23 protein-coding genes are annotated in these 25,500 nt (G+C 67.9%); 17 read left to right on the plus strand and 6 right to left on the minus strand.

Features of this window, described 5'->3' with window-relative positions:
• Positions 1–74 precede the first annotated feature (74 nt).
• Entirely contained in the window at positions 75–1,805 is a 1,731-nt protein-coding gene (locus CLT71_RS25500; protein ID WP_101371772.1) for a thiamine pyrophosphate-binding protein, read from the plus strand.
• Between the two features lie 28 nt (positions 1,806–1,833).
• Here CLT71_RS25500 and CLT71_RS25505 read toward each other — a convergent pair whose 3' ends face one another.
• The gene (locus tag CLT71_RS25505) at positions 1,834–2,397 is read right to left on the minus strand and encodes an NADPH-dependent FMN reductase (protein WP_101369337.1); all 564 of its coding nucleotides are present in this window, start codon (positions 2,395–2,397) and stop codon (positions 1,834–1,836) included.
• 62 nt (positions 2,398–2,459) lie between these two features.
• Entirely contained in the window at positions 2,460–2,939 is a 480-nt protein-coding gene (locus tag CLT71_RS25510; protein WP_101369338.1) for an SRPBCC domain-containing protein, read from the minus strand.
• A 141-nt stretch (positions 2,940–3,080) separates the two neighbouring features.
• Between CLT71_RS25510 and CLT71_RS25515 the strand changes: the two genes are divergently transcribed.
• Positions 3,081–3,506, plus strand: coding sequence for a winged helix-turn-helix transcriptional regulator (locus tag CLT71_RS25515; protein WP_101369339.1), 426 nt, complete (start codon positions 3,081–3,083; stop codon positions 3,504–3,506).
• Positions 3,507–3,922: 416 nt separating this feature from the next.
• A complete protein-coding gene (locus tag CLT71_RS25520) occupies positions 3,923–4,831 on the plus strand; it encodes an alpha/beta fold hydrolase (protein ID WP_101369340.1) in 909 nt (302 codons plus the stop codon).
• Between the two features lie 266 nt (positions 4,832–5,097).
• Here CLT71_RS25520 and CLT71_RS25525 read toward each other — a convergent pair whose 3' ends face one another.
• Positions 5,098–7,194 (minus strand): UvrD-helicase domain-containing protein, encoded by a 2,097-nt coding sequence (locus tag CLT71_RS25525; protein WP_101369341.1) that lies wholly within the window; start codon positions 7,192–7,194, stop codon positions 5,098–5,100.
• Positions 7,195–7,667: 473 nt separating this feature from the next.
• Between CLT71_RS25525 and CLT71_RS25530 the strand changes: the two genes are divergently transcribed.
• The 5 genes from CLT71_RS25530 (at position 7,668) to CLT71_RS25550 (ending at position 12,306) form a co-directional block, all read left to right on the plus strand.
• Positions 7,668–8,387: a DUF998 domain-containing protein gene (locus CLT71_RS25530; protein ID WP_101369342.1), complete on the plus strand. Its 720-nt coding sequence runs from the start codon at positions 7,668–7,670 to the stop codon at positions 8,385–8,387.
• 35 nt (positions 8,388–8,422) lie between these two features.
• Positions 8,423–9,265, plus strand: coding sequence for an ABC transporter ATP-binding protein (locus CLT71_RS25535; protein ID WP_486483445.1), 843 nt, complete (start codon positions 8,423–8,425; stop codon positions 9,263–9,265).
• A 10-nt stretch (positions 9,266–9,275) separates the two neighbouring features.
• The gene (locus tag CLT71_RS25540; RefSeq protein WP_101369344.1) at positions 9,276–10,037 is read left to right on the plus strand and encodes an ABC transporter permease; all 762 of its coding nucleotides are present in this window, start codon (positions 9,276–9,278) and stop codon (positions 10,035–10,037) included.
• Between the two features lie 34 nt (positions 10,038–10,071).
• Positions 10,072–10,911 carry a MerR family transcriptional regulator gene (locus tag CLT71_RS25545; protein WP_101369345.1) on the plus strand — a complete coding sequence of 280 codons (840 nt, stop codon included), beginning with the start codon at positions 10,072–10,074 and terminating at the stop codon, positions 10,909–10,911.
• A 177-nt stretch (positions 10,912–11,088) separates the two neighbouring features.
• On the plus strand, positions 11,089–12,306 hold the full coding sequence (locus tag CLT71_RS25550; protein WP_101369346.1) for a right-handed parallel beta-helix repeat-containing protein: 1,218 nt from the start codon (positions 11,089–11,091) through the stop codon (positions 12,304–12,306).
• Positions 12,307–12,406: 100 nt separating this feature from the next.
• Here CLT71_RS25550 and CLT71_RS25555 read toward each other — a convergent pair whose 3' ends face one another.
• Positions 12,407–12,736 carry a DivIVA domain-containing protein gene (locus CLT71_RS25555; RefSeq protein ID WP_101371773.1) on the minus strand — a complete coding sequence of 110 codons (330 nt, stop codon included), beginning with the start codon at positions 12,734–12,736 and terminating at the stop codon, positions 12,407–12,409.
• A 307-nt stretch (positions 12,737–13,043) separates the two neighbouring features.
• Here CLT71_RS25555 and CLT71_RS25560 point away from each other — a divergent pair, with 307 nt between their 5' ends.
• A complete protein-coding gene (locus CLT71_RS25560) occupies positions 13,044–13,283 on the plus strand; it encodes a winged helix-turn-helix domain-containing protein (protein ID WP_101369347.1) in 240 nt (79 codons plus the stop codon).
• Between the two features lie 156 nt (positions 13,284–13,439).
• Here CLT71_RS25560 and CLT71_RS25565 read toward each other — a convergent pair whose 3' ends face one another.
• Positions 13,440–13,919 (minus strand): hypothetical protein, encoded by a 480-nt coding sequence (locus CLT71_RS25565; protein ID WP_143743614.1) that lies wholly within the window; start codon positions 13,917–13,919, stop codon positions 13,440–13,442.
• 6 nt (positions 13,920–13,925) lie between these two features.
• Positions 13,926–14,429, minus strand: a complete 504-nt coding sequence (locus CLT71_RS25570; protein ID WP_101371774.1) for a type II toxin-antitoxin system antitoxin SocA domain-containing protein — start codon at positions 14,427–14,429, stop codon at positions 13,926–13,928.
• 298 nt (positions 14,430–14,727) lie between these two features.
• Between CLT71_RS25570 and CLT71_RS25575 the strand changes: the two genes are divergently transcribed.
• From CLT71_RS25575 to CLT71_RS25610, 8 genes are all read left to right on the plus strand, one after another.
• The gene (locus tag CLT71_RS25575) at positions 14,728–16,059 is read left to right on the plus strand and encodes a serine hydrolase domain-containing protein (RefSeq protein WP_101369349.1); all 1,332 of its coding nucleotides are present in this window, start codon (positions 14,728–14,730) and stop codon (positions 16,057–16,059) included.
• A gap of 196 nt (positions 16,060–16,255) precedes the next feature.
• Positions 16,256–16,618, plus strand: coding sequence for a MerR family transcriptional regulator (locus CLT71_RS25580; protein WP_101369350.1), 363 nt, complete (start codon positions 16,256–16,258; stop codon positions 16,616–16,618).
• A 36-nt stretch (positions 16,619–16,654) separates the two neighbouring features.
• Positions 16,655–17,653: a zinc-binding dehydrogenase gene (locus CLT71_RS25585; protein ID WP_101369351.1), complete on the plus strand. Its 999-nt coding sequence runs from the start codon at positions 16,655–16,657 to the stop codon at positions 17,651–17,653.
• 171 nt (positions 17,654–17,824) lie between these two features.
• Entirely contained in the window at positions 17,825–18,241 is a 417-nt protein-coding gene (locus CLT71_RS25590) for a metalloregulator ArsR/SmtB family transcription factor (protein WP_101369352.1), read from the plus strand.
• Positions 18,238–18,717, plus strand: coding sequence for an SRPBCC family protein (locus CLT71_RS25595; protein WP_101369353.1), 480 nt, complete (start codon positions 18,238–18,240; stop codon positions 18,715–18,717). Before CLT71_RS25590 ends, CLT71_RS25595 begins: the two co-directional genes overlap by 4 nt.
• A 281-nt stretch (positions 18,718–18,998) precedes the next feature.
• Positions 18,999–22,490, plus strand: coding sequence for a DEAD/DEAH box helicase family protein (locus CLT71_RS25600; protein ID WP_101369354.1), 3,492 nt, complete (start codon positions 18,999–19,001; stop codon positions 22,488–22,490).
• Complete coding sequence (locus CLT71_RS25605; protein WP_101369355.1) at positions 22,487–23,971, plus strand: restriction endonuclease subunit S; 1,485 nt, start codon at positions 22,487–22,489, stop codon at positions 23,969–23,971. The genes CLT71_RS25600 and CLT71_RS25605 overlap by 4 nt, the downstream gene beginning before the upstream one ends.
• Positions 23,968–25,476 carry an HsdM family class I SAM-dependent methyltransferase gene (locus tag CLT71_RS25610; protein WP_101369356.1) on the plus strand — a complete coding sequence of 503 codons (1,509 nt, stop codon included), beginning with the start codon at positions 23,968–23,970 and terminating at the stop codon, positions 25,474–25,476. The genes CLT71_RS25605 and CLT71_RS25610 overlap by 4 nt, the downstream gene beginning before the upstream one ends.
• Positions 25,477–25,500 lie beyond the last annotated feature (24 nt).

Raw genomic sequence — 25,500 nt, forward strand, 5'->3', positions numbered from 1 at the left:
ACGTGTGCGACGGTCGGGAACGGGAACCCGCTCGGGTGGCGGAAAACGGGCTGGAACGGTCGACGGGGGACGTCATGCCGCAGAACTCGGCCGAGAGCACCACCGTGGGCGAGTACCTGCTCTGCCGGCTGCACGATCTCGGCGTACGGCACATCTTCGGGCTGCCCGGTGACTACAACATGGAGTTCCTCGACCAGGTCGAGGCGTTTCCGGACATCGAGTGGGTCGGCAGCTGCAACGAGGTGAACGCGGCGTACGCCGCCGACGGGTACGCCCGGCTCGCCGGTGTCTCCGCGATCGTCACCACCTTCGGCCCCGGCGAACTGTCGGTGGTCAACGGCCTGGCCGGCGCGATGGCCGAGTCGGTGCCGGTCGTCTCGATCGTCGGCGGCCCGACGACCGAGATCATGGACCGGCGGGCCGCCATGCACCACTCCCTCGGCGACGGTGACTTCGACCGGTGGGTCCGGATCGCCCGGGAGGTGACCGCCGCCCAGGCCACACTGACCGCCGACAACGCCACCGTCGAGATCGACCGGGTGTTGCGGGAATGCTGGACCCAGCGACGTCCGGTCTACCTCCGGCTGCCCGGCGACGTCGCCCGGCAGCCGGTCCCGAAGCCGCCCCGGCGGTTCGACCGGCCGGCGCCGGAGGTCGACCGCGAGCAGCTCGACGCGTTCGACGCCGCCGCCCAGCGGCTGCTCAACGGTGCCACCTGCCCGGCCCTGCTGGTCGGCAACCTGGCTCTCCGGTACGGCCTCGGTGCCGAGATCGCGGCGCTGCTCGCCGACCGGCACTGGCCGGCCGCGACCCAGGGGCTCGGTCGGGGGTTGCTCGACGAGACCGGCCCGAACTACGTCGGCGTCTACAACGGCGGGGACAGCGCCGAACCGGTACGGCGGATCGTCGAGGACGCCGACGCGCTGGTCTGCGTCGGCGTCAAGTTCTTCGACTGGGACGGCCTCTTCACCGCCGACCTCGACCCGGCCAGGATCATCTCGATCGGTCGGCGGGCGAGTTCGGTGGGCGGGCGACTCTTCGAACCGGTCGCCCCGGCCGCCGCGCTGGCCCGGCTGCACACCCTCGGACCGGTCCGCGCGGTCGACTGGGCGACCGCACCCGATCCGGGCCGGCCGCCGGCAGCGCGGCTCGATCCGGCCAGCAACGCGCCGATCACCCAGGCCCGACTCTGGCCGGCGGTCGCGGCGATGCTCGCCGAGGGCGACATCGTGGTGCCCGAGACCGGTACGCCGTCGTTCGGGATCGCCTCGATCCGGCTGCCGAGGGGCGCGGTCTGCGTACAGGCGCCGCTGTGGGGAGCGATCGGGTACGCCGTACCGGCCGCGTTCGGCGCGTCGACGGCGGCACCGCAGCGGCGGGTGGTGCTGATCACCGGCGACGGTTCGCTGCAACTGACCGCGCAGGAGATCAGCCGGATGATCGCCACCGGTCAGCGACCGATCATCCTCGTGCTCAACAACGCCGGCTACACAGTGGAGCGGTCCGTCGACGGGCGGCACCAGCCCTACAACGACATCGACAACTGGCGGTACGCCGACCTGCCGGCCGTCTTCACCCGACAGGTCGCGGTCGACTCGCACCTGGTCAGTACCGAGGGCGAGCTGGCCCGGGTGCTGGCCGAGCTGGTCGGCGTACCCGATCGGCCGACGGTGGTCGAGGTGGTCCTCGACCCGCAGGACCTGCCGGTCGGGATGCCGCAGTGGGGCCGGGAGACGACGGCGGTCGACTACCGGTCGACGTTGGCCGACGAACCCCGGCTCTCCTGGCGTGGCCTGCCCGACTAGCCGGGCTGGACCTGATGCGCGGTCTGCGTCAGGGTCGGCGCAGTGGTGCGAGCGCGTCGGCCCAGGCGGTCACCTCGGCGAAGAGCTGGCCGAGCATGGCGTTGTGGCGGTCGCCGGGGGTGAACGTGGTGAAGGCCGCGAAGTCGGTGGCGAGTGACAGGCTGACCTGGGTGCGTACGCCGGCCAACTGGAGACCTGCCGTGATGAGGCGCAGGTGTTCCACCGCGCGGGCGCCGCCGACGTTGCTGCCGTAGGAGACGAATCCGGCCGCCTTGTTGTTCCACTCGGCGTAGAGGTAGTCGATGGCGTTCTTCAGCGCCGAGGGGATCGATCGGTTGTACTCCGGGGTGACGAAGACGTATCCGTCGAACTCGGCGATCTTCCTGCTCCAGCCCCGGGTGTGGGAGTGGACGTAGGAGCCGAGTAGCGGTGACTGTGGCTCGTCGAAGACCGGCAGGTCGTAGTCCTTGATGTCCACCACCTCGACGTCGATGCCATCGTGCTGGCTGCCGTGCTTCGCGACCCACTCGGCCACCTGGTGACCGACCCGGCCGGGTCGGGTGCTGCCGAGGATGATCCCGATGTTCGTCATGCGTGGTCCGTTCTAGTCGATTCGATGGTTGCTGATGGTCGGAGAACGCGGTGTCGCGCGGATTACCGCCGCGGACGTCCGGATTGCAGAGCGGCGTCGAGTCCGTTCAGCCGCAGCACGCTCCCGCCGCGGAGGTGCGCGAGGTCGGTACTGCCGTCCCCGGTGTATTTGAGGAAGGTCACCTGTTCGGTCCACTCCAGGCGGGTTCCGTTCGTCTCGCCGTCGAGCCGGACAGTGACCAGCGAGGTCCACCGCAGTACGTCGTCGACGACGGCCTCGTAGCCGTAGACGATCCGGTGTGCGTCCGCGATGTCGATGTACCGCGACCGGTATTCCAGTCGCTCGGGCGCCGTGTCCGGCGCGGTGAAGGTGCTGCGTGCGGTCTCACCACCGCCCACCCGGAAGTCCTGCTCGTACGAGGCTCCGCTGCCGGGAAGCCGGAACCATCGACGCCTGATCGCGGTGTCGGCGAACGCGGCGAAGACCTCGCCCGGTGGCCCGTCGAGGTGCCGCGTGATGGTGAACGTGTCGTGTAGGACCATGCCGTCCTCCCGCTGTTGCGGCCACGAACGGGTGGCCGCACGTCAGTTACGATTAGTAAGAAACGTGCGTCCACCGGATTTAGTCCGGCTGTCCAATACGCACTTTGAAGTCAGCTACTGACGCGCGAGGAACAGAAGAGCATGACAAGCCTCCTTGGTACCGAACTCGCGCAGCGCGGGGTCGCGCCGGACTGCATCCAGACGATCGAGCTCGTCCGCGACGTGCTGGCGCGGGTGGGTGACAAGTGGACGCTGCTGACCATCACGGTCCTGGCGTCCGGCCCGCTGCGCTTCACCGCGCTGCACGAGCAGGTCGCTGGCGTCTCCCAACGGATGCTCAGCCAGACGCTGCGTGCCCTCAACCGCGACGGGCTGGTGACCAGGACCGCGTACCCGGAAGTGCCCCCGAGGGTTGAATATGCCCTGACGCCGCTCGGCCGCTCGCTGAGCGAGGCCGTCAATGGACTCGTGCACTGGGTCCGTGATCACCAGGGCGACATCGTCCGCAACCGCGACGAGTTCGACCGAACGCCGACCGTGAACAGAGCCACCCCGCCCCACGCATAGTCGCACTGCGGGTTCCAGAGCAGCCCAAAGGCAAGATCTTTAGCCACCTCTGCATACGCTCGTCTGCCGAAGTAGTGCGTCGACCACAAGTGAGGCGGCTGGCGGCGGGTTTACCAGGACTCACCCGCTGGCAAGGTGCTCAACGGTAGGGGTATCGCGTGAGGGCAACCGGGATGTCGGGCGTTCGGCAACGTCAAGGCTTGCTCTCGAGCTGGTCGACGATCCTCAGGCAGTGGCACCCGTCGAACGTTTGTGCTGTCCACAGTGGGCTTGAGCTGGGCAAATTTCGTTGACCGGCCTTCGTCGCGCGAGCCTCGCAGGCACCCTCAGCCTTCCTCCATTATCTCATGAGCTCGCTTTTCGGCTACAGCCGGTAGTTCGTTGTCGTTGGTCCGGCGACCGCTACGGTGCCCGGTGTGCTTACTGGTGACGAGAAGTTTGTTGGTTCCGGGCGGGTGCGGCTGTGGGCACAGCGTTTCGGCCGGCCTGCTGACCCGACCGTTCTGCTGGTCATGGGCACGTCTACCCAGGGCATCGGCTGGCCCGATGAGCTGGTGAAGGCGCTGGTGACCAGTGGCCGGCAGGTGATCCGGTTCGATCACCGCGATACCGGTCGCTCCGATTCCGTCGATTTCGCCGCGCATCCGTATGCGCTCGCCGACATGGCAGCCGACACGCTCGCCGTTCTAGATGGTTACGACGTCACAGCCGCGCACCTCGTGGGGATATCTCTGGGCGGGGCGATCGGGCAGTGGCTTGCCGTGCATCAGGCAGCCCGGGTGCACACGCTGACCTTGATGGCGTCGTCTCCGATGGGCAACAACCCCGGCCCGGCCTGGGCACGAGCCATGGCAGGAGAACCGGCCTCGGCCGGCGAGCTCCCGGCTCCGACTGCACGGTTTCTCGCCCACGTGATGGCCTCGGCGAGGGCGTCCCGGACGACGCTGGCGCAGTGCATGGACGCCGACGTGCAGACCTGGCGAGTGCTCAACGGGGATGTCCTACCTTTTGACGAGCCTGCCGCACGGCGGTTCGTCGAACAGTGTTACGCCCGGGCCAACAACATTGCTGCTGCCTCGAATCACGATCTCGCCGGGCGGCGCTGGGACGACGACCGTCGGGCCTCCTTGTCCGCGATCACCGCGCCGACCTTGGTCCTGCACGGCAGCGATGACCCGCTGTTCCCCCCGGCTCACGGCGAAGCGCTCGCGGCGCAGATCCCGGGGGCGCAGCTGGAGATCGTGCCTGGCATGGGCCACCACCCGTTCTTCTCCCCAGGGCTCACCGAGCGAATCACCGATTCGATCATTCGACAGACGAGCTGATCTCGGGCCGCCCGCACCCGGGCCATAGCCGAGCACGAATCGCGCTCACCTGGCTATGGCCCGGCCGTGCCGCCATCCGTCCCGGGGAGCCTTGCCGCCACGCGCGCCGGGTGCGCGGAGCTCAGCATTGGCGCGAGAATGGCCAGGCTCAGCATTGGCGCGAGAATGGCCAGGGAGGCAGTTGGCCTGCGGATTGGTCGCCGATTCCCACGACCGAAGCCAGCTGTTGGTGGCTCGGTCGCACCACCGAGCTGGCCGCCGAATTGCTACGCGAGCACGAGCTGTCCGAGTTCCTGGGTGCAGCGGGTGAGTGCGACGTAGAGGCCGTTCCAGCCGCGTGGTTCGGCGGTGATGCCCTTGGGGTCGACGACGAGTGTCGCGTCCCATTCGAGGCCTTTGGACTGGGTCGCGGTCAGCACCGGCACGTCGTCATCCAGCGCGGCGTGGAGCCCGGCGAGGCGGTTGGCCGGGGCGATGACGCCGACCGTGCCGCCGTGCCAGCGTTCGCGCAATTCGCGTACGGCTTCGGCGGCCGCGTTGCCGAGCTCGGCGGGCGTCACCGTGAGCTCCCAGGGTGAGATGCCGGAGGCACGGACGGCCCGGGGCGGGGCGTTGTGGCTGCCGGCTTGCCGCAGGACCGGTTCGGTGAGCTCCATGACCTCGCGCGGTGTCCGGTAGCAGATGGTGAGTTCTGCGGGGGTCCAACGGTTGCCGAGAACGGCCTGCACCGCCTGGGCCCAGCTGGTGTGTCGGTGCGCCGCCTCCGCCTGGTCGATGTCGCCGACCGCGGTGATGGAGCGGCTGGGGCAACGCCGCAACACCATGTGCCACTGCATCTCGGACAGCTCCTGCGCCTCGTCGACGGCGATGTGGCCGTATACCCAGCCGCGCTGCCGGCGGGCGTGGTCGGCAACGAACTCGCCTTGTTGTTGCGGGGCGTCGCCGTCGCCGAGCAGATCGGCGACGGCGTCGAGCAGGGGAATGTCGCTGGATGCCCATGCTGCGGGCTCGGCCGCGACGGCGGCGATCTCTTCTGCGGACAGCTGCGGGGCGAACCGGGCCAGCAGGTCACTGTCGGTCAGGAATTCGCTCAGCAGGGTCTCGGCGTCGAGGGTGGGCCACCAGGCCTCGACGAAACGGGCGATGGTGGCGTTCTCCGCGATGCGCTGGCGAAGGTTCTCGGTTTCTTCCTCGGAGAGCAGTCCGTCGGTGTCGCTGCCGGCGGCGGCGCCGGGGTCGTAGTGCATGCTCCGGTCGATGCGGGCGAGGATGTCCTCGAAGCCCTCCTCCATCTCGTTCATCAGCGTCTCGTGCTGATCGACGACGGCGTCGGTCAGGATGTTGTGCAGCTGCTCGGCGAACGCCCGGCGGGCCTGGTGGTAGGGCCGTTCCCGCACGGCGGCGAGCGCCTGTGCCACCGTCGCGGCGGGGATGACATAGACCTCGCCCTCCCAGCGCAGTGCGAGGTCTCGGGCCCGGGGGAGCAGCGACGCGACGTAGTTCTCGAGTGCGGGCTGCCAGAGGGCGCGGCCCTTGATCTCGGCGAGCGACCGGTTCTCGTCGCGGCCCACGCTGATCCCGGGCAGCAGGGTGTCGCAGGTCGCCGCGACGACCGCGGTCTCACCGAGCGCGGGCAGCACCTGGCCGATGTACTCGAGGAACCGGGGGGAAGGGCCGAGGACCAGGACCGCCTGTTCGGCGATTGTCGGGTGGGCGAAGAGCAGGTAGGCGACACGGTGTAGGGCCACCACGGTCTTGCCGGTGCCGGGACCGCCCTGGACGACAAGCGGGCCAGTCGCCTCGGCTCGGATGATGTCGTCCTGTTCGCGTTGCAGGGTGGAGATCGCCGTGGACATGCGGCCGGTGCGCCGCTGGTCCAGGGCCGCAAGGAGGGCACCTTCGCCGACGAGATCCGTCGTGATGGTCCCGTCGAGGGGCTCGTCGTCCACGCCGACCACAACTGGTCCGCTCGTGCGAATGTGCCGGCGCCGGGCCAGGCCTTGCGGGTCGACGGCCGTCGCGGTGTAGAACGGCCGGGCCGCGGGAGCGCGCCAGTCCACCAGCAGCGGCTCGCCGTCCTCGTCGTCGCGGAGGCCGACCCTGCCGATGTGTCGCACGGTGCCGTCGAGGCCGTCGATGCGGCCGAAGACCAATCCCTCGGTTGCCCGACGTAGCTCCTCGTACTGCTCGCGGAGCATCCGCAGCCGCGCCCGCTCCAACGCGTCCAGCGCATCCGCCGACAGTTCGGCCCGCAGGTGGTCGGCAAGTTTGTCGCGCCGGGCCGTGGCCCGGTCGAGGAAGCCCTGTTCCTCGGCGATTGCGGCGGTCGCCGTGCCGTTGTCCAGAGCAGAATTCCGGAGCATTCGCGAATCCTCTTATTGCGATCGATTCAGAAGCATTCCGGTGGCCATCGTAGGGCCGGTTTCTCCAGGTCGCTCGGTTCCGCTGCCGGCAGAGACAAAAGTCTCGTTGCCTTGCGGTTCGGGCGGGGGTTGTGGCCTTGGCCAGCGGTGATTCACTTCGTCCGGCCGCACATCGGTATAGGGAACGGCCAGCCCAATCGAGCAGCTCTGTTAGGCAATTGAACGGTCTACCGTTACGTCAATCGCATGCCGGAGATGCGCTCTCTAATCGCTATCCCCCGCGACAGCGACGAGGTCCCCTGGGTCTTCCCGAGCTTTATGGAGCGCAGTAACGGTTACGTCCCGGAGATCCTATAAATCTCTGCGTTCCTGGGCCGATACCCAACCGTGGCTGTCAACCATGGTTGACAACGCGATGCGTGTCAACGTAGGTTGACACGCATCCGAGTGGCGATTCCCGACAGGAGTCAGCGATGGTCACCACCGTTCTCGTCCCCCCGACCACACCACCGACCCGGCCGAGCCGGGCGACAAGGGTTCTTCTGCGCTGCGGCGTCATCGCCGGACCGCTCTTCGTCCTGACGTTCCTGCTCCAGGGCGCCACCCGCGACGGTTACGACCAGCTCCGGCATCCGGTCAGCTCGCTCGCCCTCGGCCCGTACGGCTGGATCCAGACGGCCAACTTCCTGTTGTGCGGCCTACTCACCCTGGCCTTCGCCGTCGGGGTGCGCCGGACGCTGCGGGGCGGCAGGGCGGGGACCTGGGGACCGCTGCTGATCGGGGTCTGGGCGATCGTCCTGCTCAACGCGGGTGTGTTCGTCACCGACCCGGTCAGCGGTTATCCGCCCGGAACTCCGGACAGGCTGACCGAGCACACCATCTCGGGCGCGTTGCACGACGGGGGCGCCGTGTTCGGGTTTCCGGCGTTGCTCGCCGTCTTCTTCGTCTTCACCCGCAGGTTCGTCGGCCAGCGCCGGTACGGCTGGGCCAGCTATTGCGCACTGACCGGTCTCGTCTCCCTGGCCGGGAACATCCTGGCCGGCGCCGGCTTCGCTCAGGTGCCCGGCCTGGTCGACCTCGCCGGTCTCTACCAGCGGATCGTCATCGTCAGTGGCCTGCTCGGGCTCGCCCTGCTCGCCCTGCACCTGCTGAGTCACCTGTCGGACACCACCAACTCGGCGGTCAGGGCTTGACCCTGACGCTACGTCAACCCGCCATGCTGCCGGGCATGAGCATCCCGTCAACAACCGATCGGGCCCGAGGGCCCGCCATCCAGGTGCAGGGCCTGAAGAAGTCGTACAAGGATCTGTCGGTACTGCGCGGTGTGGATCTCGACGTGGCCCAGGGCAGCATCTTCGCCCTGCTCGGCTCGAACGGGGCCGGCAAGACGACCCTGGTGAAGATCCTCTGTACGCTGCTGAAGGCCGACGCCGGAACCGCCCGGGTCAACGGGTTCGACGTCGCGGCCCAGGCCGCCGAGGTACGCGAGTCGATCAGCCTGACCGGTCAGTTCGCGGCGGTCGACGAGATCCTCACCGGGCGGGAGAACCTCGTCCTGGTCGCCAGGCTGCGGCACCGCAAGAACCCGGGCACGATCGCGGACGACCTGCTGAAGCGTTTCTCGCTGACCGAGGCGGGCGGCCGGAGGGTGGCGACGTACTCCGGTGGCATGCGCCGCCGGCTCGACATCGCGATGAGCCTGATCGGGAACCCGCCAGTCATCTTCCTCGACGAGCCGACGACCGGGCTGGACCCGGAGGCGCGGATCGAGGTCTGGCAGGCCGTCAGGGAACTCGCCCAGGGCGGCACGACGGTACTGCTCACCACGCAGTACCTGGAGGAGGCCGAACAGCTCGCCGACCGGATCGCGATCCTCCACCAGGGCCGGATCATCGTCAACGGCACCCTGGCCGAGCTGAAGCAACTGCTGCCGCCAGCCAAGGTCGAGTACGTCGAGAAGCAGCCCTCCCTCGAAGACGTCTTCTTCGCGGTCGTCGGTGACGGTGGCGTCGACCGCGACGGCGGCGACCGGGATCTCAATGCTGGCTCGGCCGGATCGACCAGAAAGTAGGGACACGACAATGGCCACGCACTTCCTCGCCGACACTGCGGTCCTCACCGGACGGACGATGCGCCACGTCACGCGCAGCATGGACACCATCATCACCACCGCGATCACACCGATCGCCATGATGCTGCTCTTCGTCTACGTCTTCGGCGGCGCGATCGACACCGGGTCGATCTCGTACGTCAACTACATGCTTCCCGGCATCCTGCTGATCACCATTGCGTCCGGCATCTCCTACACCGCGTTCCGGCTCTTCACCGACATGCAGGGCGGAATCTTCGAGCGATTCCAGTCCATGCCGATCGCCCGTTCGGGAGTGCTCTGGGCACACGTACTGACCTCGCTGCTCGCCAACCTGATCTCGCTCGTGGTCGTCGTCGCCGTCGGCCTGCTGATGGGCTTCCGCTCGGGGGCCGGGGTGCTGGCCTGGCTCGCGGTCGTCGGAATCCTGGTCCTGCTGACCCTGGCACTGACCTGGCTCGCCGTCATCCCGGGACTCACCGCGAAGTCCATCGACGGCGCGAGCGCGTTCTCGTACCCGCTGATCTTCCTGCCCTTCATCAGCTCGGCATTCGTGCCCACCGAGACGATGCCCGGCCCGGTACGCGCCTTCGCCGAGCACCAGCCGGTGACCTCCATCGTCAACACGATCCGCGACCTGCTCACCCGGCAACCGGTCGGCAACGACATCTGGATCGCCCTCGCCTGGTGCGTCGGCATCCTGCTCGTCGCGTACCTCTTCGCGAACATCACCTACCGGCGCAGGATTTCCTGACCCGGCGCGGGCGGGGTGGGGGCAGGATCAGGGGATGCTGACGATCGGCCAACTGGCGGCGTACGCCGGTGTCACGGTGCGGACGGTGCGGCACTATCACCAGATCGGGCTACTGCCCGAGCCGGAACGGGACTCCTCGGGTTACCGGCGGTACGGCGCGACGGCGGTGGTGTCGCTCATCAAGATCCGTACCCTCGCCAACGCCGGCGTGCCGCTCGCCCAGATCGGTCAACTGCTCGAAGCCGACGCGTCGAGCTTCACCGAAGCGGTCGAGCGGATCGACAGCCAACTGCGCGACGAGATCGAACGGCTGGAGACCAGCCGCAAGCAGATCGCGCAGCTTGCCGCCGGAGACAGCCTGGTACTTCCGCCGGAGGTGACCGGCTATCTCGATCGGATGCGGGAGGCGGGGGTGTCGGAGCGGATCGTGCAGGGTGAGCGGGACGGGTGGATCCTGCTCGGGGCCCGCTGGCCCGATCACATCCGCGAGTTCATGCCCGGAAAGATCGCGCAGCTCGACGACCCTCGACACGTCCAGCTCTACCGGCTCCTGTCGGAGATCGTCGACGGGGACCCGGCCGAGGCGGGCGACGAGTCGCGTCTGGAGGAGGTCGCCGACCTCATGGCCGGAATACTGGAGCAGGCGTACGCCTCCGGTCAGGCCGATCTCGGCGAGGTGCTGGGTGACGCCCTGCCGTTCGACCTCATGCACGCACTCGCCATCGAATCCGACCCTCGGGCGCGGCGGCTGCTCAGGCTGATGCGTGAACGTGGCTGGGCCGGTTGGACCCGGCTGGAGCGGCTGGCGAAGCCGCCCGCCGGCACCGCACCGGACGCGGCCGGCACCGCACCGGACGCGGCCGGCACCGACTAGGACCCGGCCGGCATCGACTACGACCCGGCCGGCACCGACTAGGACCTGGCCTGGCTGGTCCACAGTGGTCGAAGCCGGGGCGCTCGCTAGGATCCCGGGCAGCCGGATCCGAGCACCGGATCCGGGCAGCGTCCGCAGGGGCGGTCGGTGCGAGCGGGGCAAACCGGGGGAGGCGTCGTGGAGCCGGACAGCACGGGACAGCGAGCGGGTGCGGTCGTACCGGAGGGAGCTGGATCGGCGGGCGCGGGCGGTGCCGGGCGGTCGGCCCGGGCGGAGTTCGGCCGGCGGGCGCTCTTCGCCGGTGGTGCGGGAGCCGCGGTGGCGGCCACGCTGCCCGGCCCGGCAGTGGCAGCCGCCGCCGCGACGGTGGTCGAGGGGCCGCTGAGCCTGCGGGATCCCCGGGTCGGCTGCCTGCTGGACGGCAGCAACGAGGCGGCGAAACTCGCGGCGGCGTTCGCGCTGCTGCCCGGGGGCGGTGAACTCCACCTCCCGCCCGGCATCCTCGGCCTGGGAGCGGAGGTGACCCTGCCGGCCAACGTCTCGCTGACCGGCGCGAGCATCGGCGCCTCGGTCATCCGACCCTCGGCCGGCTACACCGGCAGGCTGCTCAGCACCGGTGGCTGGAACCGGATCTCCCACCTCCAGTTCCACGGAAGGCTCACCTCCGGGGTGCTGCTGACCATCCGCAAGCCCCGATCGATGTTCAGCCAGCTGCACCTGACCAGTTCGGGATCGCACGCGATCGAGTTCGTCGGTACGGCCGCGAGCAGTTCCGCACACGCCAACAAGCTCACCGACATCAACATCGACGACTGCGTCGGCACCGGTATCGTCGTCGGCCCGTACGGCTACGACAACGAGTTCCTGAACACCTGGATCGGCGAGTGCCAGGTGGGAATGCGGATCTCCAGCGGAGCATGCCTGCTGACGAACCTGCACGTCTGGGGTTGCCGGGGCAACGGTGTCGAACTGCGGCGCGGCGCCGACGGTACCGTCATGCAGAACGTCTATCTGGAGACGAACGGAGCCGGCGGTACGGGCAGCGGTTTGAACGCCTGGCAGGTCACCGGTACCCAGATCGTCGGCGGGCGGCTGTGGCGCAACGCCACAAACGGCGCGAGCTTCGACGCCTCTCCCCGGAGCCGGGTCACCGGGCTGGACATCCACGAGAACGGCGACGCGGGCGTACGCGGCAACGACTCCGCGTACTGCCAGGTGGTCGGAAACCAGTTCTACGATCTCGGCACTCCGAAGCGGCAGGGCCGGCCGATCATCACCAGCGGCACCAGTGACCGCTGGCTGATCAGCGACAACGTGATGCTCGCCAGCGATCACCTGCGGGGCGGCAAGCTGCTGGTCGGCGCGAACAACATGCTCAACACCAACCTGGAATAGCTCCGCGCGGCCTCCGCGCGGCGGGAGTCCCCAAGATTCTTGGCGACTTACGGTCCACGCTGAGCCGGAACTCGCCAAGAATCTTGCGGGGCCGACCGGGTCACGGGCGGTTGGTTCGTTGGTGGTGGGCTTGCCAGGCGCGCAGGGCACCCTTGATGCGGTTGTTTTCGGAGCGCGTTCGGGCCAGCTCGGCTCGGACGTCGGCGAACTCGTCCGCGACCCGGTAGAGGAAGGTCCGCACCTCCTCTGGATCGAGCCCGCGACGTGAGTCGGAAAACTGCTGGAAGCGGATCTGGCCGGCGGTCAACGGCGGGTACGCGACGCGTGCGTAGTGGTTGCCGGCGTTCGGCGGCCCGGCCGGGGTGAACGGTGGCGGTGAGGTTGCCACCGGGAAGAAGGACGGGAAGAAGGATCGGAACAGTCTGCGCATGCGGAGCACCTTTCCGACGATGGGATGGGTGGCCCGGCTCGCCGATCGGGAGTCGTGAGCCGGGCCACCCGCCCTGCGACCGCAGCCTCGACCAGCGGCGGTACGGCCACAGGGCCGTCTGCGAGGGGGTCGGGACGGGCAGTCCCCTTCCTGCCGTCACCCGCCCCGACCTGGGGGGATGAGCGCTCCCAGCTGCCACGCGAGGAGTGCCCGCGAGAAAGTTATTGGAAGAACTGGAGGAAGTCAATGAGTTGTTGCAGGTGTCGCCTCGGGCGTGATCAGATTGGGGAGCCACGCGAGGAGTGCCATGCCAGCGACCCCGGATTACATCCGGATCTCCGACGAGATCATCGCCGACGTTCGGTCAGGGAAGTACAAGCCTGGTGACAGGCTGCCATCCATAGCCGAGCAATGCTCTCTCTACAGGACCAGCGCGTCGACGATCAACCTGGTGAACGTCCGCCTTGAGGCACTCGGCGTCATCGACCGGCACCAGGGCAAGGGGGTCTTCGTGACCGATCCGAAGACCTGGCTGCGGAGGCCCTGACTCCAACGCTGACATCGACTGTAGAGCGACGGACTGATGCCGACTACTGGACCAGCGGTGGCACGATCATCGGGAGCGTTGTGACGAGCTGGCAGCAGGGTTCGGCTCCGCCGTCTTCGGCTGTCGGCGTGGCTCGTTCACAGGATTCGCGAAACTCTAGTTTCGATCCGTCGGGTACACCTGATGGTTGGGATCCCACCACAGCACATGGAACACGTCCTCGGCGCGGAATCCCCACAGCCGCCGCTCCCCAGAGATCCGGAACCGAAACAGCTCATCGAAGATCTCATCCAGGTGGAGCTCTGCAATTCGGGCTTGCGCCGCTGGGCACACGCTGCTGAGCGGGTACGCGTGGTGCTTCTTCTTCCGATTGTGGCTCGGCCCGGTCATCTGGGCCATGATCTCGCCCCAGGTGCACTGGCTGGCCTCGCACAGGAACGTCAGGATCTCGTGCGCGTCGCCTCCGTCAGATCGAGGCCACGACCACATCCCGTCGTAGCCACGATCGACGTACTGGAACGAAAAGGTCAGCTTTCGATCGTTGCCCTGGGGCCGGACAACCGTCTTCGGTTGCCGTTCGCCTGCGGCCTTCTGCAGGGCAGCCGCGACAGTTTTCGGGCTCTTCCTCGGCGACACAGGTGGTTACCGCTCAGCGCCGCTGTCGCTTGCCCACTCATCCCAGCTGATGTCCTCCACGGGGACAGCTTCCTCAGCGGTGTCGATTGTCGAGTAGTACATCTGCATCGCCTCAGGCGTGATCTCGACGCTCGATCGAGCGGTCGCCGGCAGGCCACGCCGGGCATGCGCCCACGGGTCCTCCCCGTGCGTCAGGTGACTGAGCTTCCGGCCGTCGAGGTGCCCGTAGGCGTGTAGCACGGCGTCGATCGTCTCGCGTTCCGGCTGCGCGAGGTTGGCTGGGTTGCCGCGCGGCAGCTCGGAGACAGAGAACTGGCCCCGGTGGAGGACGTACAGGTCGTAGACGACGGGCCCATTTGCCCATGCCTGGATCTGCTCCGGGAACAGCGGTTTGTCGTCCCAGACGAGGTGCCATGCCTGCGAGTAGTACACGAGCTTCTGGAGCTTCATCGACGACATCTCGCCCTGCTTGGCGAGGATGTAGGCGGCGACGTCGTAGACGTTGGCCATCGTAGTGTCCACCTCCCGCGGGACCTCCCCAAGGTATCCCGCTGTTGGGTGCGATCAGGGTAGCGGTTGGGTGTGACGCTTTCTACGTCAACGGTAGCCGGTTCAGGCCGTTATGGCTGTTTTTTGTCGCATCGTGACTGGTTGGTACATCTTCTGAAATGATCTTTTACGAGGACAGAGCCAGCTCTCTGAAGTGGGCGAGGTAGGGCTGGCACTACCTTGTCGGTATCAGAGCCTGCACGTGGATTGATTAGTTGGCGGCAATGATTCTGCCGGGGAAGCTCGACAGGATCGACGCATGACGACGACGCAGAACAGCACCGGCAGGAAAGCCCGACTGGTCGCAATGACGGCGATCGCGGTAGCCGCCGCGGCCGCGCTGACCGCGACCGGTGCCGGCACCGCCGTTGCGGTGGCGGCTGACGAGCGCCCGGCGGCGACGACCATCGGCAAGCCGGGCAAGCCCGGTAAGCCCGGCGGGCCGGGTTGGCCCGGCAGGAACGACGTGATGGAGGACGTCGGCCGTAGCGTGCTGGCGGCCGGCCCGCCCGGATTCGCCTCCCGGATCGGCAAGGACCAGCGGGTCAGCCGTACGGCAGTCGGGCTGGCGGACATCGAGACCAAGCGCCCCATGGCCGCACGCGACCAGTTCGAGGCCGGCAGCAACACCAAGACCTTCACCGCCGTACTCATCCTGCAACTGGTGGACCGGGGACAGCTCAAGCTCGACGCACCGGTCTCGCGGTACCTGCCGGGTGTCGTTCCGAACGGCAGGAACATCACCGTACGAATGCTGCTCAACCACACCAGCGGGCTGTACAGCTACACCGCCGACAGTGATTTCATGGCCGGACTGGCGAGCGACCCGCAGCGGCTCTGGACCGACCGGGAACTGCTCGCCGTGGCGTTCAAGCACGACCCGAACTTCCCGCCGGGCAAGGACTGGTCCTACTCCAACACCAACTACACCCTGCTCGGCATGATCCTGGAGAAGCTGACCGGCAAGAGCCTGGCGGCACTGGTGCAGCAGCGCATCGCCGGACCGCTCGGCCTGAAGCACACCTACTACGCCAACCCGCGAGCGGTGCAGACCGGACCGGGCTACGCCCACGGTTACGGGATCGAGTACGCCGGCCCGGAGCCGGTCTACGTCGACACCACCGGCTGGCCGATCGGCGGCTGGGGCGGTGCGGCTGGAGCCGTCATCTCCAACACCGACGACCTCGCCCGGTTCTTCTCCGCCGTACTTCAGGGGAAGCTCTTCTCGAAGGCGCAGCTCAACCAGATGAAGGCCACCGTCGAACTGCCGGAGGGCTTCGGCATGAAGGGTGGCTACGGCCTCGGGGTGATCCGGGTCGACTCGGCGTGCGGCACGGTGTGGGGCCACGGCGGTGACACCCTCGGGCACCACAGCGTCGCCCTGGCCACGGTCGACGGCCGGCGTACCGTGGTCAGCGTCGCCACCGGCGAGCCCTTCGACGCCGCGCCGAACCCCGGCTGGGAGCACTACTACCGGGTGATGACGGCCGCGACCGAAGCCTCGGTCTGCGAGATGCTCGACAAGCCGGTGCCGGACTCGGTGCTCAAGGACCTGCACAGCGAGGCTCCCGCCCCGGCCACCGCGAAGTAGCTCCGCTGGCGTACCGCAGCACGATGCCTCCCGGCGATCCCCGCCGGGAGGCATCGTCGCGTCTGCTGGCCCAGGTCGCGTCTGCTGGCCCAGGTCGCGTCTGCCGGCCCAGCGCCCGTCGGCCCGGCGTCGGTCGACGTCGGTGGCCGGGCCGGCAGCCGTACCGTGGGTATGGGTTGCTTGGGAGGGGTGGGGGATGAGGATCGGCGAGCTGGCCCGGTTGACCGGCGCCAGTGTGCGGGCGCTGCGCTACTACGAGGACGAGGGGCTGCTCTGCCCGAGTCGTGGCGACAACGGCTATCGCGAGTATCCCGACTCCGCCGTCGAGGCGGTGCGGCAGATCCGTGGGCTGATCGAGAGCGGCCTGCCGACCCGGCTGATCCGGGAGATCCTGCCCTATCTGGACGGCCCGCGGGAGTTGCTGCCGGAGAAACCGTGCGCGTACATGCTCGACGAGCTGGCACGGCAGCGGGATCAGCTCGACCGGCGCATCTCCTGCCTGACCCGTAACCGCGACGCGCTCGACACCTACCTGGGGGCTGCCCGGCAACGGGCTTGACCCTCACGCAAACGTCAGGGTCCTAGCGTCGGTGGCATGACGATCGTGAACGATGCCACCATGCGCGCTCTCCAGCAGGCGACCCTCGACGGTCCCGAGCGGATGCGCCTGCTCACCGACGTGCCGGTACCGGTGCCGGGCCCCGGCGAGATCCTGGTCCGGGTCACCGCCGCAGGCGTCAACTTCGCCGACGTGATGCAGACGTACGGGACGTACGGCGGCGGGCCGGCGGCACCGTACCTCGCGGGGTTCGAAGCCGTCGGCGAGGTCGTCGCGCTGGGGGACGGGGTGACCGTACCGGCGATCGGTGCCCACGTGATCGGCACCGGGTACGGCGCGTTCGCCGAGTACATGACCATGCCTGCCGCCGGTACGGTGCCGGTGCCGACGGGCTGGGCGGACGAGCAGGCGCTGGGTCTGGTCCTCAACTGGGCGACCGCGCTGGCCGCGCTCAAGCCACTGGGTCGGGTGGGTGCCGGAGAGACCGTGCTGATCCATGCGGCGGCCGGCGGGGTCGGCCAGGCGGCGGTACGGATGGCCAGGCACTACGGCGCGACAGTGATCGCCACCGCCTCGCCGGGCAAGCACGACACCGTACGCAAGCTCGGCGCCGACCACGTCCTCGATCGGGGCGCCGCAGACGTCACCTCGGAGGTGCTGCGGCTGACCTCGGGTGTCGGTGCCGATCTGGTGCTGGAATCGGTCGGCGGCACCACACTCGCTGCCAGCCTGGCCGCCACCCGAAGGGTCACCGGTCGGGTCGTCGTCTACGGGCTGGCCGGCGGCGAAGCGTCGATCACCAACGCGGATCTGGTGTTCCGGCACCAGATCCAGGTCATCGGCCTGCACATCGGGGTGCTGGCGCAGGCCGCGCCGGAGGTCTTCAGCGGGTTGCTGGACGAACTGCACAGCCTCGTCGCCGCCGGGGTCTACACCCCTGACGAGCCGAGCGTCCACGACCTGGCCGAGGGGCCGGAGGTGCTGGCCCGACTCGCGGCGGGGGTCACCACCGGCAAGCTCGCCCTGCGCCCCTGACCCCGATCCGTCAAAGGCCCGGGCCGCCCTTCGCGGCCCGGGCCGCCGCCGTTCCGCGGCTCAGTCCGCCGGCTCGCCGGCTCGGCCCGCTGAGTCGTCGGATCGGCCCCGCCGTTCGAGGCTCGGGGCGCCCTGTCGGCAGACGCGTAACTCATCGGTTACACTTCACGGGTGGACGAGGTGGTGGGTGCGATCGCCGATCCGGTGCGGCGGCAGATTCTGCTGATGCTGCGTGACGAACCGCTCTCGGCAGGGCAGATCGCCGACCGGTTCGTGATCAGCCGGCCGGCCGTGAGCCGGCACCTGCGGGTGTTGCGCGAGGCCGGTCTGGTGCGCGACACCGCCGAGGGACGACGACGCGTCTACACCCTGGTCACCGCGCCGCTCGACGAGCTGACCGGATGGCTGGGACTGCTGATGCGCCCGTCCGGCTGGCAACACCGCCTCGACGCGCTGGAGACCGAGGTCTACCGCACCCGCCGTGAGCGGCAAACGGCCGCCGATCGGCAAACGGCCACTGGACGGCAGACGGCTGCCGGACGGCAAACGGCCGCCGAGCGGCACCAATCCCAGAAGGAGACAGCATGAGCCCGACACCCACCGGTCGTCTGATCGGCAACGACCTCGTACTGACCCGTACCTTCCGGGCACCCATCGCCGATGTCTGGGCGAGCCTCACCGACTCGACGCGTACGGCACGCTGGTTCGGCCCCTGGCAGGGGGACGCGGGACCGGGCCGCACCGTCAAGCTCCAGATGGCGTACGAGGAGGGGCAGCCCTGGATGGAGGTGACCATCGACGCGTGCGAGGCGCCGCACCGGCTGGCTGTCTCCGCCACGGACGAGCAGGGCAGTTGGCACCTGGACATGACGCTGGTCGAGACCGCCGGCGTGACAGAGCTGCGCTTCACCCAGCACCTGACCACCACCGAGGAGATCGGCGAGGTCGGGCCGGGCTGGGAGTACTACCTCGACGCGCTTGTCGCCTCGCACGAGGGCCGGCCGGCGCCGAAATTCGACGACTACTACCCGGCGATGAAAGCGCACTTCGAGGCAGAGCGATAGGCGGTTGACCTGATACCGAATGCGGGAGCCCCGGCCGGCACTGCGGTCGGGGCTCCCGCTGCGGTGTCGGCTTCTCGACAGTGCCGTACGCTGCCCGCCGGCCGGATCGGAGTGCGACTGACACTCTGATCAACACTTGCCTGAGCAGCCGATATTCATAACCCTGGTAACGACTGAACGATCTACGGCAGCTTATTTGTCCGCCGTTCGTGGGTCTCTGTCACCGTTGCCTGCCCACTATCCTGACCTGTTCGCCGACGGCCACACGGAGCGAGTGGGACATGGATCCTCGGTACATACGCAAACTGGCGGAGCAGTCCGCCAACTTCGGCTTCCTACAGGCACATCCGCTGCTGCTCTGGTATGGCGCCAGCGCCGAGACACTGATCTATGTGGACGCCCAGGCGGCGATGTTCAAGACTCGCACCTTCGGCGACGTGATGGCCCGGGAGCTGGTACGGCGTACCGGGGCACAACCGGCCGGTGGAAGTTTCTATCACCAGGTGCAGGCGCTCAACGCCAGCGGCGCGCTGGTGCCGCACATCTTCGCCGCCTTCAACCGCCTCCGCGACGTGGGCAACAAGGCGGTGCACGACCACCTGGACGAGCTGCGCAGCGCACTGGAACTGTTGCGGACCAGCTTCGAGCTCGGCGTGTGGTTCCACCGCGCGCTGACCGGGGACCGTACCCCGATCGGTTTCGTGCCGCCGAGCCCGCCGCCGCAGCAGGTCCCGCAGACGGTGGTGGACGGGCTGCACGCCGAGCTTCGCCGCTATCAGGAGGAGCTGGCGCAGACGAAACTGCTGCTGGCCGGCAAGAGGTCGCTGGCGGCTGCCAGGGCGGACGCGGTAGCGGCGGCGGACCGGGCGGTGCGGGAGGCCGACGCGCGCCGCGAGACCACAGTGGACCTGGTGGCGACCCTTGAGGCGCAGGCCGAGCACGCCCAGCGCGAGTTCGACAGCCGCAAGCCGGTGCGGGTCTCGGCGGCCAAGCGGGAGGAGTTCATCTCTCGGGCCCGGCGGGCGTCCCGGGAGCCGCTCAACGAGTTGCAGACCAGGGAGGAGATCGACCGCCAGTTGACGGCGGCCGGCTGGGTCGTCCAGCACGCGAACCAACTGAACCTCTTCGCCGCGCAGGGCGTGGCCGTCCGCGAGGTCACCCTCGCCACCGGCCGGGCAGACTATCTGCTGTACGTCGACCAGAAGCTGGTGGGCATCGTCGAGGCGAAGCGGGAGGGCACCGCGCCCCGGGGTGCCGAGGCGCAGCTCGACCGGTACCGGGGCGGGTTGACCGCCGAGCAGCGGATGCGGGCGTGGCGGCGGGACGAGCCGCTGCCCTTCGGCTACCTGGCCACCGGCACCGAGACGGCGTTCGTGAACGGGTTGGACCCGTCTCCGCGTACCCGGGAGGTTTTCGCCTTCCACCGGCCCGAAACGTTGGCGCGGTGGATGCGGGAGGCGGACGACGACCCGGTGACGCCGACCCTGCGGGCCCGGCTGCGGCGGATGCCGGTGCTCGACGGCGACGGCCTGCGGCCGGCGCAGGTCGACGCGATCCGGGGCCTGGAGCGGTCGCTGTCGGAGGACCGGCTCCGCTCGCTGATCCAGATGGCGACCGGTGCGGGCAAGACCTTCACCGCCGTGACCAGCAGCTACCGGTTGTTCAAGCACGCGCGGGCGAACCGGATCCTCTTCCTGGTGGACCGCAACAACCTCGGCAAGCAAACTCTCCGGGAGTACGCGGCCTACCAGACGCCGGGCGACGGGCGAAAATTCACCGAGCTGTACAACGTCGACCGGCTCTCCGGGGCGGGGATGCTCGGCTCCTCCAAGGTCGTCATCTCCACCATCCAGCGGCTCTACGGCGCGCTGCGTGGGCGTGAGCTGCCCGACGTCGACTCCGACGACCAGGCCTACGACGACTACGACCTGGACGAGCCGGCCGAGGTCGGCTACAACCCGGAGATCCCGCCGGAGACGTTCGACCTGATCGTGGTGGACGAGTGCCACCGCTCGATCTACGGCAAGTGGCGGGCGGTGCTCGAATACTTCGACGCGTTCATGGTCGGATTGACCGCGACCCCGGTGAAGCAGACCATGGGCTTCTTCCAGCAGAACCTCGTCTCGGAATACACCTACGAGCAGGCGGTCGCCGACGGCGTCAACGTCAACTTCGACGTGTACCGGATCAAGACCCACATCACCGAGTCCGGTGACCTGATCGACGCCGGCACGGTGGTGCCGCTGCGGGACCGGCGGACCCGGGCCGAGCGCTACCAGGAGCTGGAGGACGATTTCGCGTACGAGGGCGGCCAGGTCGGGCGCTCCGTCATCTCCCGGGGGCAGCTCCGCCTGGTGCTGGAGACCTTCCGGGACCGGCTGTTCGTCGAGATCTTTCCCGGCCGGTCGAAGGTGCCGAAAACGCTGATCTTCGCGCGGGACGACAACCACGCCGAGGAGATCGTCAAAATGGTGCGGGAGGTCTTCGCCAAGGGCAACGACTTCGCGCAGAAGATCACTTACGCCTCGCGGCGGGAGGGGAACAACCCGGACGACCTGATCCAGGCGTTCCGGAACAGCCCCGAGCTGCGGATCGCCGTCACCGTCGACATGATCGCCACCGGTACCGACGTACGGCCGCTGGAGTGCGTCTTCTTCCTCCGCCCGGTGCGCAGCGCCACGTACTTCGAGCAGATGAAGGGTCGCGGCGCCCGGACGATCGACCCGGCCGAGTTCCAGGCGGTCACCGAGGACGCCGAGGTGAAAGACCGGTTCGTTCTCGTGGACGCGGTCGGGGTGACGGAGGCGGACCTTGACGAGGCCGTACCCCTGGAGCGGCACACCGAGCGGCAGGTGTCGCTCAGTCAACTGCTCGGCAAGGCCGGCCGGCTCAGCGCCACCCCGGACGAGGTCGCCACACTCGCGTCCCGGCTGTCGAGGCTCAGCCAAAAGCTCACCGACGACGAAAAGCGCGAGTTGGACGAGTTGGCCGGCCAGCCGATGACCGAGATCGTGCGCGGTCTGGTCGACGCGGTGGCACCGGAGCAGTTGAACTCCGCGCGGGAGGCCGGCCCGGAGGCGGTACGCGGACTGATGGCGACCGCACTGCGACCGCTCGCCGCCAAGCCCGAGCTGCGGGAACGAATCATGGAGATCCGCCGGGCGCACGACATCGTCATCGACGAGGGCAACATCGACACCCTGCTGGAGGCACGTGGCGTACCGCTGGAGGAGCGGGCCCAGGTCACCGTCCGGAGTTGGCACGACTACCTGGACACGCACCGGGACGAGATCACCGCGTTGCAGGTCTTCTACGAGGGGAAGGGCCGGATCGGCTTCGACCAGCTCAAGGAGTTGGCCGCCCGGATCGCCCGCCCCCCGCAGGCATGGACCCCGGACAAGCTCTGGCAGGCGTACGTCCTGCTGGGGCGGACGGCGGCGGAGCCCGGCAACCGGAGCGTCACCGACCTGATCTCGCTGGTCAGGTATGAACTGGGCATCGACCAGGAGTTGAAGCCGTACCGGTCACTGGTCGAGGAGCGCTTCCGAGGGTGGCTGCACCAGCAGCAGCAGGGTGGAGCTACGTTCACAGCCGACCAGGTGTGGTGGCTGGAGAGGATCAAGGACGTGATAGCGGTCAGCGTGGAACTCACCCCCGAGGACCTGGACGGCGCACCGTTCACCGAGCGCGGCGGCGTCGACGGGTACGTGAACGCCTTCGGTACCCGGGCCGCCCCCCTGATCACCGAACTCAACCAGGAGCTTTCCGCGTGAACGGACTTCCGAACGGCTGGGCAACCGTGCCACTTGGTGAACTTGTATTAATCAACCCCAGGCGATTCGACACAACCCCGGATGACGCCGAAGTCATCTCGGTTGTACCAATGGCGTCGGTCGAGGCGGAGACTGGCCGCATTGATGCCACCAAAGGCGCCATCTTCGGCGACATCAAACAGCGTTCTTTGACGCCATTCCAAGAGGGCGACGTGCTGTTCGCCAAGGTCACACCCTGCATGGAGAACGGGAAGGTTGCTGTCGCGCGAGGATTAATCGGCGGCAGGGCGCTAGGCAGTACTGAGCTTTACGCCCTACGCTCCTCGGGAGCCGTCGACCCGGAATACTTGGCGTCGTTTCTATTGCAGCCGTCTGTGCGGAAGGATGCTGAGCGGCACATGACGGGGGCGGTCGGCCTTCGGCGCGTGCCGCGGGCCTATCTGGAGAGCCTCCTGATGCCACTTCCGCCGCTCGCTGAGCAGCGCCGCATAGTAGACATCCTTGGAAATCATCTATCGGTACTTGACTCGGGAGTTGCGCAGCTATCTGCGCTTGCCGTTCGTGTCAACCGTTTTCGTGATCAAGTTATGCTGGCTGCAAGTACCGGTCAACTCAACCTGCGTTCCGATCGTGTCACGTCCTTCCGTCCTGCCTCAGCCGGCGTTGATGACGGTGAGCTGCCGCCTCTTCCTGAAGCGTGGAAATGGATGCGACTGCGGGAAATTGCTGACGTTGTGGGTGGAATTACGAAGGACAGTAAGCGACAATCTGATCCGAGCTTCGTCGAGGTTCCGTACCTACGGGTTGCGAATGTGCAACGGGCTTATCTGGACCTTGCCGAAGTGGCGCATATCCGGGTCGCACCGCAAAAGGCGGAGAAATTGCGGCTACGCTATGGGGACGTGCTTCTCAATGAGGGGGGCGATCGGGACAAGCTTGGTCGGGGCTGGATTTGGGAGGATCAGGTGCCCGGTTGCATCCATCAGAACCATGTATTCCGTGCCCGGATCTCCGAGGGCGTCCTCCATCCCAAGTTGCTAGCGTGGCATGCGAATGGATTCGGGCGACGATGGTTTGAGGTTAACGGGCTTCAAAGTGTAAATCTCGCCTCGATTAGTCTGCGTAAGATGAAAGAGTTCCCTGTCCCTGTTCCGCCGTTAGTCGAGCAGGCGTCCTTGGTTGAATTGGCAGAGAAATACCTGTCGTTGTTGGACGGGATGGAAAAGGCTATCGAGTCCGCCCGTCGCAAGGCTGTCGGGCTACGCACTGCACTGCTGGCGACAGCGTTCGCCGGTCGGCTCGTACCACAGGACCCGAATGACGAGCCTGCGTCCGAGTTGTTGGCGCGGATCAGGGCGGAGCGGGCGGCCGTACCGCCGAAGCAGCGGGCGGCGCGCGGACGACGTACCCAGAAAGACAAGCCGGCGCCGCCGACCAGGGCGATCGGCCGTGACTACCAGCAGGGAGAGCTGCCGCTGTGAGCAATGTTGATTCGCGCCGGCTGGTGCAGAAGCTCTGGAACTACTGCGACGTGCTTCGCGACGATGGCGTGTCCACAATCGACTATGTCGAGCAGTTGACCTTCCTGCTGTTCCTGAAGATGGCCGACGAGCGGGCCAAGCGTGAGATCAAGCCGGAGCAGATCGTCCCCGACGAGTTGAGCTGGCAGACGCTGCTGGACGCCGACGGCGACGACCTGGAGGTGCAGTACCGGAAGATCCTGACCGGGCTGGCGCACGAGCCCGGCACGCTCGGCACCATCTTCCGGAAGGCGCAGAACAAGATCCAGGATCCGGCGAAGCTGAAGCGGCTGATCGTGGACCTGATCGACAAGGAGAAGTGGTCGCAGGCGGGTGTCGACGTCAAGGGCGACGCCTACGAGGAGTTGCTTGCCAAGGGCGCCGAGGACACCAAATCCGGCGCCGGGCAATACTTCACGCCGCGCGCCCTGACCGCCGCCATGGTCGACTGCATGTTGCCGACGCCGGACGACACGATCACCGACCCGGCCTGCGGCACCGGCGGCTTCCTGCTCGCCGCGTACGAGCACATCCAGCGCCACCACAGCGCCGCGCTCACACCCGACCAGCGGCGTCGGCTCGCCAGTGGCGCGATCACCGGCACCGAGCTGGTCGACGGTACCGCCCGGCTGGCCGCGATGAACATGCTGCTGCACGGCATCGGCACCCCCAACGGGCCGTCGCTGATCGAGGTGCAGGACGCGTTGAGCCGGGAGCCGGCCCGGCGGGCCAGCCTGGTGCTCGCCAACCCGCCCTTCGGGCGCAGCTCCTCGATCCGGATGGTCGGCGAGGATGGCCGGGCGACCCGCGAGGAGCGGGAGATCGAGCGCAACGACTTCTGGGCCACCACCGCCAACAAGCAGCTCAACTTCGTCCAGCACATCGCCTCGCTGCTGGAGATCGACGGCCGGGCCGCCGTCGTGCTGCCGGACAACGTCCTCTTCGAGGGCGGCGCGGGCGAGACGATCCGGCGCCGGCTGCTCAAGCAGTACGACCTGCACACCCTGCTCAGGCTCCCCACCGGGATCTTCTACGCCGGTGGGGTCAAGGCCAACGTGCTCTTCTTCGAGCGCAAGCGCGCCCGTGAGGAGCCGTGGACGACCAAACTCTGGGTCTACGACTTCCGCACCAACCAGCACTTCACGCTGAAGCAGAACCCGCTGCGCCGGGAGCACCTCCAAGACTTCGTCGAGTGCTATCTGCCGGGCAAGGACCGCGCCGAGCGGGTCGAGACCGAACGGTTCCGGCCCTTCGGGTACGACGAGCTGCTCGCCCGCGACAAGGTGAACCTCGACATCACCTGGCTCAAGGATGCCTCGCTGGAGGACGCCGACGCGCTGTTGCCGCCGGAGGTGATCGCCCAGGAGATCGTGGAGGACCTGGAGGCGGCGTTGCGCGAATTCACCGCCATCGCCGAGGCACTGGCCTCGTCGAGAGCCATTTCTACGCCGGAGCCAAGCAGTTGAGTTGCCTCCGCAGATGGAGCCGGT

This window comes from Plantactinospora sp. CNZ320 (assembly GCF_002846275.1).